8 protein-coding genes are annotated in these 13,341 nt (G+C 66.9%); 5 read left to right on the top strand and 3 right to left on the bottom strand.

Annotated elements, in window-relative coordinates:
• Positions 1 to 112: 112 nt before the first annotated feature.
• From C8J44_RS01280 to C8J44_RS01260, 5 genes are all read left to right on the top strand, one after another.
• The gene (locus C8J44_RS01280) at positions 113 to 820 is read left to right on the top strand and encodes a FadR/GntR family transcriptional regulator (protein ID WP_056050470.1); all 708 of its coding nucleotides are present in this window, start codon (positions 113 to 115) and stop codon (positions 818 to 820) included.
• 169 nt (positions 821 to 989) lie between these two features.
• Positions 990 to 2,336, top strand: coding sequence for a glycoside hydrolase family 27 protein (locus C8J44_RS01275; RefSeq protein WP_121903054.1), 1,347 nt, complete (start codon positions 990 to 992; stop codon positions 2,334 to 2,336).
• Positions 2,333 to 3,817 (top strand): glycoside hydrolase, encoded by a 1,485-nt coding sequence (locus C8J44_RS01270; RefSeq protein WP_121903053.1) that lies wholly within the window; start codon positions 2,333 to 2,335, stop codon positions 3,815 to 3,817. The genes C8J44_RS01275 and C8J44_RS01270 overlap by 4 nt, the downstream gene beginning before the upstream one ends.
• A gap of 355 nt (positions 3,818 to 4,172) precedes the next feature.
• The gene (locus C8J44_RS01265) at positions 4,173 to 6,560 is read left to right on the top strand and encodes a TonB-dependent receptor (RefSeq protein ID WP_183128671.1); all 2,388 of its coding nucleotides are present in this window, start codon (positions 4,173 to 4,175) and stop codon (positions 6,558 to 6,560) included.
• A 230-nt stretch (positions 6,561 to 6,790) separates the two neighbouring features.
• Positions 6,791 to 7,447, top strand: coding sequence for a hypothetical protein (locus tag C8J44_RS01260; protein WP_121903052.1), 657 nt, complete (start codon positions 6,791 to 6,793; stop codon positions 7,445 to 7,447).
• Between the two features lie 13 nt (positions 7,448 to 7,460).
• Here C8J44_RS01260 and C8J44_RS01255 read toward each other — a convergent pair whose 3' ends face one another.
• From C8J44_RS01255 to C8J44_RS01245, 3 genes are read right to left on the bottom strand one after another with little or no spacing between them, the layout of a single operon-like run.
• Positions 7,461 to 8,882, bottom strand: a complete 1,422-nt coding sequence (locus C8J44_RS01255; RefSeq protein WP_121903051.1) for an efflux transporter outer membrane subunit — start codon at positions 8,880 to 8,882, stop codon at positions 7,461 to 7,463.
• Positions 8,879 to 12,067 (bottom strand): efflux RND transporter permease subunit, encoded by a 3,189-nt coding sequence (locus tag C8J44_RS01250; RefSeq protein ID WP_121903050.1) that lies wholly within the window; start codon positions 12,065 to 12,067, stop codon positions 8,879 to 8,881. The genes C8J44_RS01255 and C8J44_RS01250 overlap by 4 nt, the downstream gene beginning before the upstream one ends.
• Positions 12,064 to 13,326 carry an efflux RND transporter periplasmic adaptor subunit gene (locus C8J44_RS01245; protein ID WP_121903049.1) on the bottom strand — a complete coding sequence of 421 codons (1,263 nt, stop codon included), beginning with the start codon at positions 13,324 to 13,326 and terminating at the stop codon, positions 12,064 to 12,066. Before C8J44_RS01245 ends, C8J44_RS01250 begins: the two co-directional genes overlap by 4 nt.
• Between the last annotated feature and the right edge of the window lie 15 nt (positions 13,327 to 13,341).

Below are 13,341 nucleotides of genomic sequence, written 5' to 3'. Positions count from 1 at the left end.
TGTAGGACAAGTGCTATTTTTTGTACGATGCGTCATCGCAGTTGAGACACGCTACCAACGGTGGCTGTGTCGTGACGAAGCGTGCGACACAGCGTAACGGGGATGGATGGACATGGTTGACGCACCACGGGGACGGCCCTCGCACACGCAATTGGCGCGCGAGCTCGGGATTGCGATCGTCACCGGCGTGCACCCGGTCGGGTCGGTGCTTCCCGGCGAGCACGAGATCGCGATCCAGCGCGGCGTATCGCGCAGCCTCGTCCGCGAGGCGTTGCGGATGCTCAGCGCCAAGGGTCTGCTCGAAAGCAAGCCCAAGGCCGGCACCCGGATCCGCGAGCGTGCCTCGTGGAACCTTCTCGATCCCGACGTGCTTGCCTGGATGTTCGAGGGCGAACCCGCGGTCGGCTTCGTCCACAGCCTGTTCCAGCTCCGCCTGATCGTCGAACCCGCCGCGGCCGAGTTCGCCGCCGCGCTGCGGACCTCGCGCCACGTATCGCGGATGGGGCACGCGTTGGAGCAGATGCAGGAACACGGTCTCGCCAGCCCGATCGGCCAGGCGGCGGACCAGACCTTCCACCACGTCATCCTCGAGGCGACGCAGAACGAACTGCTGGTCAGTCTGGCGGGCAGTATCGGCGCTGCCGTGCGGTGGACGACGATCTTCAAGCATCGCCAGACCCGCAAGCCAAGCGACTCGATGCCGCAGCATCGCGCGCTGTTCGACGCCATCGCCGAAAGCGATCCCGCGGGCGCGCGCGCCGCGACGATGGCGCTGATCGCCCAGGCCCAGGCGGATACCGAATTGTCTTTGCGCAGCTGATCCCGTGCGAATCGCCTGAAGAGTCGTCTCCGGCTTCACGCCGACCTTAAGCCGCGGCCTTCATAGATACGCGCGACCACGTTGACCTTCCCGATCGACGCACTAGTCTGACAAGTCATGAAAAGGATCGCAGCCTCAAGCGCGCGACCTGCGAACGGGAGACGAGAGCATGACGATTACGCGCCGCACGATGCTGTCCGGCAGCGCTGGACTTGGCCTCGCCTCGCTCGCTCCAGCCCCCCTCGCCGCCAGGACCGCAGGACCGACGCTCGCGCCGACCCCGCCGATGGGCTGGAACAGCTGGAACAGCTTCGCGACGACGATCACCGAGGCGCAGGCGATCGAGACCGCACGGATCATGGCGCGCACCTTGCTCCCGTCGGGCTACGACATCTTCACCGTCGACATCCAGTGGTACGAGTCCGAGGCCAAGAGCTACACGTACAACGCCGCCCCAAAACCGAGCCTCGACGCCCATGGACGGCTGATCCCCGCACCAAACCGCTTTCCGTCGAGTGCCGACGGCAAGGGATTCCGCAAACTCGCCGACACGGTGCACGCGCTGGGATTACGCTTCGGCGTCCACCTGATGCGCGGCATCCCCCGGCTGGCGGTCGAGCGCGACCTGCCCGTACTCGGCACGAATACCACCGCACGCGCGATCGCCGACACGTCGAGCACCTGCCCGTGGAACCCCGACATGTACGGCGTCGACATGACCAAACCCGGCGCGCAGGCCTATTACGACAGCGTGTTTGCACTGTTCGCATCCTGGGGCGTCGATTTCGTCAAGATGGACGACATGAGCCGCCCCTATGATGCACACGCCCCCGAGATCGAGGCCGCCGCCGCAGCGATCCGCAAGACCGGCCGTCCGATCATACTCAGCCTTTCGCCCGGTGAAACCCCCGTGCCCCGCGCGGAACACGTCGCGCAACATGCGCAGATGTGGCGGATTTCCGACGATTTCTGGGACAGCTGGCCGATGCTGGAGGCGCAGTTCACCCGGCTCGAAAACTGGAACGCGCACCGGCGGATCGGCGGCTGGCCCGATGCCGACATGCTGCCGCTCGGTCGCCTATCGCTCGGCGAGCGCGACACCAAGTTCACGCCCGACGAACAGCGGACGCTGATGACGCTCTGGTCGATCGCGCGCTCGCCGCTGATCATGGGCGGCGACCTGCGTCATCTCGACGCGCCCACCCTCGCGTTGCTCACCAATCCCGAAGTGCTCGCGGTCAATCAGGCAAGCCGCGACAACCAGCCGCATTTCGTCGCGGACGACACGCGCGTCTGGTCGGCGCGTCCCACCGCAGGTGCGGGCACGTATCTCGCGCTGTTCAATACCGGCAAGGCAGCGCGCGACGTCTCGGTCGATCTCACGATGCTCGGGGTCGCCGGTCCCGCCAAGGTCCGCGATCTGTGGACCCGCACAGATACGGGCGTCGCCAAAACGCGCATCACGCGACGACTGCCGTCCCACGGTGCCGGGCTGTACCGATTGACCGCGGCATGATCCGCCACCTGATCGCAGGCCTCGCGCTCGTCGCGACGCCGCTTGCCGCCCAAACCGTATCGTCCCCACCATCCGCCGAGCCGACCGTCGCACTAACGATCCGGCCCGCGGTCGATCGCCCCGGCACCGTGTTCGAAGGCTGGGGTACCGCGCTCGCCTGGTTCGCCAACGTCACCGGCGGCTATCCCGATGCGACGCGCGAGCGGCTGGCCGACCTGTTCTACGGCAAGAACGGCCTCGGCTGGACGATCGCACGGTACAATATCGGCGGCGGTAATGCCGCAACAACGAAGCCCTATCTCCGCACCGGCGCGGCGGTGCCGGGGTTCTGGCGCCAACCGGCAGGCGCGGTCGGAGCCGACTGGTGGCGCCCCGATGATCCGGCGATGTGGAACTGGTCCGCGGATGCCAACCAGCGCTGGTGGCTCGACGCGATCCGCCGCCGCGTGCCGTCGCCGATCTTCGAGGCGTTCTCCAACTCGCCCCCCTGGTTCATGACGGTCAACGGTAGAGTCTCCGGCGCGGTCAAAGGCACCGACGACAACCTCCGCGCCGGACAGGAGCGCCCGTTCGCCCAGTATCTCGCGCGCGTCGTCGGCGAACTCGAGCGACGCCATCACATCCGCTTCCGCACGCTGTCGCCGGTCAACGAGCCCAACACCGATTATTGGTTCGCGGCGAACACGCAGGAGGGCGCGCACTGGTCGCCCGCGCGCCAGGCGGCGATGATCGATGCCTCCGACGACGCGCTGAAGGCGGCGGGGCTGAAGACCCGGATCGCCGCCCCCGACGAGACGAATTCGCACCTCTTCGTGATCGATTGGGCCGGATATCCAGCCGCGACCCGCGCCCGGATCGGCCAACTCAACGTCCACAGCTATGGCACCGTCCACCAGACCGCGGTCCGCGATATCGCTCGCGCGTCGGGTATCCGGTTGTGGATGAGCGAAGACGACACACCGCTCGACAAGGACCCCGAATCCTTCACCGACATGGCCTCGGCTCTAGCCTTTGCCGAGCATGTCGTCGGCGATCTCAAACGACTGGCGCCCGCGGCCTGGGTGTTCTGGCAGGCGGTCGAAAATCTCAGTGCGAAGGACGGCAAGCCCGGGTCGAACTGGGGGCTCGTCAAGATGGACCTCGCGGCCGCCCCGTCCGCGCCACATCCGATCCGGATCTCGCCCAAATACTGGGCGATGGCCTCGTTCAGCCGCTACATCCGGCCCGGCTATCGTCTGGTTCCGGTCGACGATCCCGATACGGTCGGCGCGTTGTCGGCCGATGGACGCAAGATCGTGCTCGTCCACGTCAACGGCGGATCGATCACGCGTCGGCTGGCGGTCGCGCTTCCGCACGCAACGCTGCGCGACGTCGTCGTCACCGACGCGCGCCATCAGGCGGTCAGCATCGGCGTTCCGCGCGACGGCAGTGTCGATGCAGCGCCGAGATCGGTGACGACGCTGCTGTTCGACGCCGGTTGATCGAGCACGGATCGAGCTTCGGTTCGAACCGCGCAATCCGCTCCTTTCTCCGTCATGCCGGACGGCTTCGACGACATCCCTTTCGAACAAGCAAGCCGTGTGTCCCCGCGAAGGCGGGGATCCAGCCTGGGCTCCCGCCTTCGCGGGAAAACAAAGAAGCGCGTCGGCTCGACGGAGAAAAGCGCTCTCAAACTGAATGTCGCTCCGAGCTAAGGCGGCCGCCGACATCCCCCGCCGCGGCCCTTCCAGGATAAAATACGATTGTCGCCGAAGCGTCATCGAAGCGTCGCGAGCCCGTAACGTCCGACGGCAATGGCGAACGCGAAGCTGCACTAGAGCGGCTTGGGGACACACCATGAACCGTCTTTCCAGCCTGCTCGCGGGCGCCGCCCCATATGCCGTCGCAGCGTGTGCGTTCGCCGCACCGCTCTCGGCACAGACCGCCACCGATCCATCGGCCACGCTGGCGACCGACGCATCGGCGACGGCACCTGGAACGGACGGCGCGGGCGGGGACATCGTCGTGCTCGGCTTCGGCCAGAGCCGCCAGGTCCAGAGCGTCAACGCCGCCGACATCGCGCGCCTGACGCCGGGATCGAGCCCGCTCAAGGCGATCGAAAAGCTTCCGGGCGTCAATTTCCAGGCCGCCGATCCGTTCGGCGCCTATGAATGGGCGGTCCGCATCTCGCTGCGCGGGTTCAACCAGAACCAGCTCGGCTTCACGCTCGACGGCGTGCCGCTCGGCGACATGAGCTACGGCAACGTCAACGGCCTGCACATCAGCCGCGCGATCATCTCGGAGAACGTCGCGCGGACCGACGTCGCACAGGGTGCCGGCGCGCTCGGCACCGCCTCGACCAGCAATCTCGGCGGCACGATCGAGTTCTTCAGCGACAAGCCGCGCGACGTCATGAACGTCACCGGCGGCGGCACCTATGGCTCGGACAACACCTACCGCGCCTTCGCCCGCATCGACAGCGGCGATCTCGGCAGCGGCCTGAAAGGCTATCTGAGCTACGGCTTTCTCTCGACCGACAAGTGGAAGGGTGATGGCGTCCAGCGCCAGCACCAGGCGAACGGCAAGATCGTCAAGGATCTGGGTAGCCTCGGCTCGCTGACGGCGTTCCTCAACTTCTCGGATCGCCGCGAGCAGGATTATCAGGATCTCAGCCTCGACATCATCCGCCGCCGCGGGCTGCGCAACGACAACATCGCCGACAACTACCCGTTGGCGTTGCAGATCGCCAAGGTGGCACAGAACCAGGCGGCAGTCGCAGGCGGCACCGCGCAACCCTGGGCCGGCGTCGGCACCACCTTCCCGGCCGGCTTCGGCACGGTCGACGATGCCTATTACGATGCCGGCGGTCTGCGGCGCGATTATCTGGGCGGCGTCACGTTCGACGCCAACCTGACGCCAGAACTCACGCTGACCACGACCGGCTATTATCACGACAACAAGGGTCAGGGATCGTGGATTACGCCCTATTCGCCGACCCCTGCGGGCGCGGCGAACGCCGACGGCACGCCGATCACGGCAGCCAGCCCGCTCGGCTTCCGCACCACCGAATACGCGATGAAGCGCGGCGGTGCTCTCAGCAACCTCGCCTATGTCCACGGCATCAATACGCTCGAACTGGGCGGCTGGTACGAGACGAACACCTTCACGCAGGCGCGCCGGTTCTACGGGATGACCGATAGCGCCACGCCGAACCGCGATACGCTGCAGTTCCAGAGCAACCCGTATGCCACGCAGTGGGACGGCAAATACACCACCGACACGATCCAGTATCATGTCGGCGACACGATCCGCCTTGCCGACGACCGCCTCGTCCTCAACGCTGGGTGGAAGGGGTTCTACGTCACCAATCGCGCGATCATGCTGCCCGCGACCGCCTCGCCACTGGCGGTCGGCAAGATCAGCGCGAAGGACTGGTTCCAGCCACAGGCCGGGATCCTGTTCAAGCTGACCCCGGGTGCCGAGCTGTTCGCGGACTATAAGGAGAACGTCCGCGCCTATGTCTCGTCCGCGACGACCGGTCCGTTCTCGACCACCCAGGCCGGGTTCGACGCGATCCGGGGCCAGTTGAAGCCCGAGCGTTCGAAGACGGCAGAGGGCGGGCTTCGCTTCCGCGAAGGCCCGTTCCAGGCGTCGGCGGTCGGCTATTACATCGACTTCTCGAACCGCCTGCTCGGCTTCTCCAACGGCGCGGGAATCATCGGCAATCCGGCGACGCTGAACAACGTCGGCAGCGTCCACACCTATGGCGCCGAGGTCGCGGTCAACTACCGCATCTTCACGCCGCTCTCGCTGTTCGCCAGCTACTCGTACAACAAGTCGAAATACGCCGACGACGTGTTGTCGGCGAGCGGCGCGGTCCTCGTCGCGACCGATGGCAAGATGGCGGTCGACAGCCCCGAGCACATGCTCAAGGGCGAGATCGTCGTCGAACAGTCCGGCTTCACCGGTCGGGTCGGCGCGGATTACATGAGCAAGCGCTACTTCACCTATCTCAACGATCAGTCGGTGCCGGGCCGCGTGCTGGTCGATGCGAGCATCGGCTACCGCTTCGAGGGCGACGGTGCGCTGCACGGCGTGTCGATCCTCGGCAGCGTGACCAACCTGACCGACAAGAAGTATATCTCGACGGTCGGCACGAACGGGTTCACCGCCAGCGGCGACAACCAGACGCTGCTCGCCGGCACCCCGCGTCAGGTGTTCATCTCGCTGAAGAAGGGCTTCTGAGAACCGGGCGGATCACGTGTTCGCCGCGTGATCCGCCCGCAATCACCGTATGATTATATGACGTCCGCGCGTCGCGTAAGGCGCTTGTAAGACGATCGCGGCATCGGGTGGCGTCGTCGCGACGCGTCGTCGTCTGGCTCCTCGGCAACCGGGATCCAACCGGCGGCGTATCCACTTCGGAAGGCGAAAGACCTCGCCCCGTCGCGACATCCGCACCGAGGATGTTGTCCATGCCCGTCTGGCATACTCTGCAATCCGACCAGATCGTGGTCACGCAATCGGGTCTTCACGTCGCCGCGATGGTCCGGACGATCGGCGTGAAGGCCGTCGTCGATCCCGATGCCGAGACGACCACGATCGCCGAGCCGCTCGCCAAGCGGCTACCGCATATGCCCGATCACGCCGCGCGAACCGCGACGACCGATGCGCTCCCGCTGCGCCCGGCCATCGACGTCAAGCTGCGCTCGACGTATCGGCCGATCTCGCAGGCGAAGTTCGGCGCGGTCGCACCGGATGGCGCAATGCTGGACGTCGGCCGCGATGTCTTGACGCACGAAATGCTGCGGCTCGATTTCGCAAGCGGTCGGATCGCGACAGTCGGCAAGACGGATATGGCGTCGCTGGGCAGCCGCTCCGTTCCACTCCGCCTGACGCTCACGACCGACGGCTACAGCGCGGCATGGGGTGATAGCCCGATCCCGTTCCATGCGGACGCGGCGCGCCAACCGGCGACCGTCGTTCGTACCGTGACGTACGGCGCGCTGACGCTTCCCGTCCATGACGATGGTCGAGGCGGGCGCTGGATCGGCTGGGATGCGTTTGCCGGCAAGCGGATCGTCCTCGACCTGCCGCACGCCACGATCTGGATCGAAAAGCCGGGAGGCTGACGAAGACGGCCGGTCATCCGCCGACTACGCCGCCGCCTGCAGCCTGAAACAACGCCACCGTATCGGAGAGCCGCGCCGCACGTGCCTGCACCGCCTGCGATCGCGCCTGCGCGTCGGTCGCGGTCGCGTTGAGCAAGGCGGGCGTACCGACGTCGCCGAGCGCCAGCTGACGCCGCACGAAACCGAGCGCACGACCCGACGCATCGGTCGCGCGCGTCGCGGAGTCGAGCGCATCGGCATCGGTCCGCAGTCCGGTCAGCGCATCGGACACGTCGCCGAACGCATCGAGCACTGCCGCCCGATACTGCGCCTTCGCCCCCTCCAGCGCCGCTTCGGCAGCACGCTGTTGATGACGAAGCGCGCCCGCATGAAAGATCGGCTGCGTAATCCCGCCGATCAGCGTCCAGAACGGGTTGCCGCTCTTGAACATGTCGCCGAACCGTTCCGATGTCCCGCCCGCCGATCCGCTGAGCGAGATCGCGGGCAGGCGCGCGGCAATCGCGGTGCCGACGTCGGCCCCTGCCCCTTCGAGCTGCGCGCGTGCCGCCAGCACGTCGGGCCGACGCGAGACCAGATCGGACGGTACGACCAGCGGCAGGTCGCGCGGCAAGGTCAGCGAGGCAAGCGTCGGCAACGGCGGCAGGTCCGATCCTGCCGATCGCCCGATCAACGTGCCAATCACGACGCGCTGATGCGCTTCGGCGCGGACGAGCGGTGGCAGCGCACCCTCAGCAGTCGCCAGTGCGGCCTGCTGCGTCGAGACGTCGGCGGCACCGACTGCGCCGAGTTGCTGGCGCTTGATCAACGTCTGCAGGATGTCGCGATTGACCGCGATGCCGGTCTGCGCCGCGACGATCTGATCGGCGAGCGAGGCGCGCTGGATCACCGCCTCGACCAGATTGGCGATGACCGTCGTTTTCGCCGCCGCGAGCCGCTGGCGCTGCGTCTCGGTCGCGGCGCGCGCGGAGCGGATCTTCGAGCGGGTGCCGCCGAACAGGTCGGGCGCATAGCTCACCGTCACCTGCGCGGTGTGCAGCGTGTAGAGCTGCTGGTTCTGGTCCGCGACCGCGGGCGACAGCGCGTTCGAAATCCGCGTCCGCTCCGCCTGATAGTTCACGTCGGCCTGCGGCAGCGCCGAGCCCGCCGTGGCGGAGCCCTGCTCGCGGTACTGGCGCAGCGTCGCCTCGGCCACGGCGATATCGGTCGCATGCGCCTGCGCCTCGCTCACCAGCGTGTCGAGCTGCGCGCTGCCGAAGGTCCGCCACCACTCCGCCGGCACTGCCGCGAGCGTAGTAGCCTGCGTCGCGCCGCTTGACGGTGCGAAGGTCTGTGTGGCGGGAGTCGGCGGCAGGCTGGCATGCGCGTCGAGATTGCGCGGGCCCATCGTGCAAGCGCTGGTGACGCCCGCAAGCAGGAGAATGGCGAGACGCTTCATGCCCTGGCCTCCGTATGGCCGTCAGTATTGGGATGGTGCCCGACGTCGCGCCCGTGCGCACCGCGATCCTCCGGCGGCACGCGCTTCGAGAAGCGGGCGATCAGCACCGGCAGCACCAGCAGGATCAGGATCGGCGCGAGCGTCATGCCCCCGACCACGACCAGCGCGAGCGGCTTCTGTACCTGGCTGCCGATCCCGCTCGACAGCGCGGCGGGGAGCAGGCCGATCGCCGCCACCAGGCACGTCATCACGACAGGGCGAAGGCTGTGGCGAACCGTGGTCGCGAGCGCATTCTCGCGCGCGAACCCCTCGTCGACCGCATGATTATAGGTCGTGACCACCAGGATCCCGTCCATCACCGCGATCCCGAACAGCGCGACGAACCCGATCGCCGACGAGATGCTGAACGCGGTCCCGGTCAGCGCGAGTGCGAGCACGCCGCCGATGATCGCCATCGGGATCGCCGAGAACGCCAGCAGACTGTCGCGGATCGAGCCGAAGTTCGCATAGAGCAGCAGCAGGATCACCAGCAGGCTGATCGGCACCACCACTTCCAAGCGCGCGACCGCGTTGTTGAGGTTGTCGAGCTCGCCCGCCCATTCGAGGTGATAGCCCGACGGCAGGTGCACGGTCTGGCCGATCCGCGCATGCGCCTCGTCGACCGCCCCGCCGAGATCACGGCCGCGGACCGAGAACTTGATCGGTATGTAGCGCTCCTGATGCTCGCGGTAGATGAACGAGGCACCGGTCGTCAGCTTGACGTCGGCGACCTCGGACAGCGGCACCTGGATCGTGCCCGCGCCATCGGGCGACGGCGCGCCGATGGTGATCCGGCGGATCGCGTCGATCGTGTCGCGCTGCTCGGGTTTCAGGCGGACGACGATCGGGAAGTGGCGATCGGTGCCCTTCTCGTACAGGTCGACGTTCGACTGCCCGCCGATCGCCGCGGCGACGGTCGCGTTGATGTCGTCGGGGGTCAGGCCGTAGCGTGAGGCACGCGCGCGATCGACGTCGATCCGCACCGTCGGCTGGCCGAGCGACTGGAACACGCCAAGGTCCTCGATTCCGCGGACCTTGCCCATCTGCGCCTTGATCTGGTTGGCATATTTCTCGAGCGTGGTCAGGTCGGGGCCGAACAGCTTGATCGAGTTCGCGCCCTTCACGCCCGAGGCTGCCTCCTCGACGTTATCCTCGATGATCTGCGAGAACGAGAAGTCGACGCCCGGATATTTGGCGCTAAGCCGCTTCGACAGTTCCTCGGTCAGCGTTTCCTTGGTGACGCCGCTCGGCCATGTGTCGAACGGCTTCAGTGGCACGAAGAACTCGGCATTGAAGAACCCGGTGGAGTCGGTCCCGTCGTCGGGGCGGCCATGCGCGGACAGGACTGCCTGCACCTCGGGATATTGCGTCAGGATGCGGCGGACGCCGTTGACCACCGGCTGCCCCGCCTCGAGGCTGACCGACGCGGGCAGCGTCGCGCGGATATACATGTTGCCCTCTTCGAGATGCGGCAGGAACTCGATCCCGAGTGAGCGCACGCCGACCAGAGCGACCGCCATCAGCAGCAGCGCGCCACCGATCGCGACGACCCGGTTGCCCAGCGCGAACGCCGCCGCCGGCTCGTAGACGCGGCGCAGCTTGCCGACGATCCACGTCTCGACCTCCGACAATTTGTCGGGCAGCAGCATCGTCGCCAGCACCGGCGCGACCGTGAAGGTCGCGATCAGGCCGCCGGTGATCGCATAGGCATAGGTCTTCGCCATCGGCCCGAAGATATGGCCCTCGACGCCAGTCAGCGTGAACAGCGGCAGGAAGCTCGCGATGATGATCGCGGCGGCGAAGAAGATTCCGCGGCTGACCTCGGAACTGGCGCCCAGCACCGCCGAGAAGCGGTTGGCGAGTGTGTAATGCCCCTTCCCGCTTTCGACATGCGCGGACCGCTCGACCATGTGGCGGAAGATGTTCTCGACCATGATCACGCAGGCATCGACCACGAGCCCGAAATCGAGCGCGCCGACCGACAGCAGGTTCGCGCTTTCCCCCTGCAACACGAGGATCAGGATCGCGAAGGCGAGCGCGAACGGGATCGTCGCCGAGACGATGATCGCGCTGCGCAGATTGCCCAGGAATATCCACTGGAGCGCGAAGATCAGCAGTATCCCGACCACCATGTTTTCCAGCACGGTGTGGATCGTCAGGTGGATCAGATCGGAGCGATCGTAGATCCGGTCCAGATGGACGCCCGGCGGCAGGATCCCCGACGCGTTGATGTCGGACACTTCCTTCTGCACGGCGAGGATCGTCGGCATCGACTGCGCGCCGCGCTGCATCAGGACGATGCCCTGGACGATGTCGTCCTGGTCGTTGTAGCCGGCGATGCCGAGCCGCGGTGCGTTGCCGATGCGGACGTGCGCGACGTCCTTGAGCAACACCGGCTGGCCGCCGCCGGTGCCGACGAGCACGTTCTCGATGCCGCCGACCGACTGGATCAGGCCGATGCCGCGGACGATCGCCGCCTGCGCACCGAAGTTGATCGTCTGGCCGCCGACATTGCCGTCGCTCTTGGCGAGCGCGGCCAGTACCTGGGATACCGTCACATTGTGCGCGGCGAGGCGATCATTGTCGATCACCACGTCGTAGGTGCGCAGCTTGCCGCCCCAGCCGGTGACGTCGATCACGCCCGGAATCCGCTTGAACCGGCGCTGGAGGACCCAGTCCTGCAACGTCTTGAGGTCCATCACCGAATAGCCCTTCGGCGCGGTGATCTTGTAGCGGAAGATCTCGCCGACCGGGCTCGTCGGGGACAAAGTTGGCTGTGCGCCACCCTGGAGTGGGGGGAGCTGCGACAGGCGGTTGATGACCTGTTGCTTGGCCTGATCGTTGGTCAGGTCGTAGCTGAACTGGATCTTGATGTCCGACAGCCCGAACAGCGAGATCGCGCGGATCGCGGTCAGATGCGGGATGCCCGCCATGCCGACCTCGATCGGGATGGTGACGTTGCGCTCCATCTCCTCGGCCGACAGGCCTTGGGTCTGGGTGATGATCTCGACCATCGGCGGGACCGGATCGGGATACGCCTCGATGTTGAGGTTGTAGAAGCCGACGCCTCCCGCCACCAGCATGGCGACGAAGATGCCGACGATCAGCAGCCGCTGGCGCAGCGCGAATTCGACGATCCGGTTCATTCGCCGAGACCGGCTTCGTTGACGAACAGCGCGCCCGCGGTGACGATCCGCTCACCGGACTTTAGGCCCGCGGTGATCGTGACCTTACCGTCCTGCTCCTCGCCCGCGGTGACTTTCCGTGCGACCAGCAAGCCGTTGGGCCGGACCACCCACACGCGCGCATCGTCGCCTTCGTGGATCACGGCCGCCGCCGGCACCAGCAACGCGTCGCCGCTGTGCGGGCGCTGGATCGAGAAGCTCGCGAACATCTGCGGTTTCAGCGCGCCATCGGGATTGGCGATGGTCGCACGCACCGGCAGGCGGTGGCTTTGCGGATCGAGCGCGGCGCCGACCAGGTCGATCGTCGCGTGGAAGCTGCGCCCCGGCAGCGCGGGCGTCGTCACCGTAACGCTGTCGCCGAGATGCACTGCGCTCGCATCGCCCTCGGCGAGCTGCGCGATCAGCCAGACGCGCGACGGATCGGTGATCGTCATCACCGGCTTGTCGCCGCCCTGCGACAGATACTGCCCCGCCGATACGTCGCGCGACGCGATCAGACCGGAGATCGGTGCATGCAGCGTCGTAACGTCGTGGATGCCTGAGACTTCGCCGACATTCTCCAGCCGCGCGATCTCGCCCTGCGACTTGCCGAGGATCGACAGCTTGTCGCGAGCGGCACCGAGCGACGCGGCGGCCGTGCGTGCGGTCGCCTGCGCGGCGGCGAGATCGGTCTTCGCCTGCTGATAGTCCTTCAGTGCGCCGCCCGCCGTCTCGTAGATCTGCCGCTGGCGGTCGGCGGTCCGCTCCGCGGTGGCAAGCTGCGCCTGCGCGTTCTGTGCAGCGGCACGCGCCGCGAACAACCCGCTACGTGCATCGACGAAATCGCTCGTCTTCACCAGCATCAGCGGCTGGCCTTGCGTCACGCGCTGCCCCGCATCCATGAGCACGCGCACGACCTGCCCGGAATAGGGCATCAGCACCGGGGTGCTGCGGTCGCCGTCGACGGTGATCGCGCCGCTCGCCAACGTCCGCGCATCGGACGCACCATAGCCGACGCGCATCGTCGTCAGCCCGGCCATCTGGTCCTTGGTCGGCCGGAACGTGCCGGCAGGCGACACGGGCGCAGGCGCGGGCTCGTGATGCGTGAGCTTGCCGATCAGCACGACGATCAACACCAGCCCGACGATCACGCCGGCCGCGATACCGAGCCAGCGCATCTGCGCGGAGCGGGACAGCGAGCGTGTCGGGGGGAGCGTTTCGGGTGTCGTCGATGCGTGCATAATCAGCCCCTTGGG

Origin of the sequence: Sphingomonas sp. PP-CE-3A-406, assembly GCF_003688625.1 — a bacterium.
In the GTDB taxonomy this organism is placed as follows: Bacteria; Pseudomonadota; Alphaproteobacteria; order Sphingomonadales; family Sphingomonadaceae; genus Sphingomonas.
Note: the sequence above shows the minus strand (reverse complement) of the source record. Positions and strands in the feature narration are given on the sequence as shown.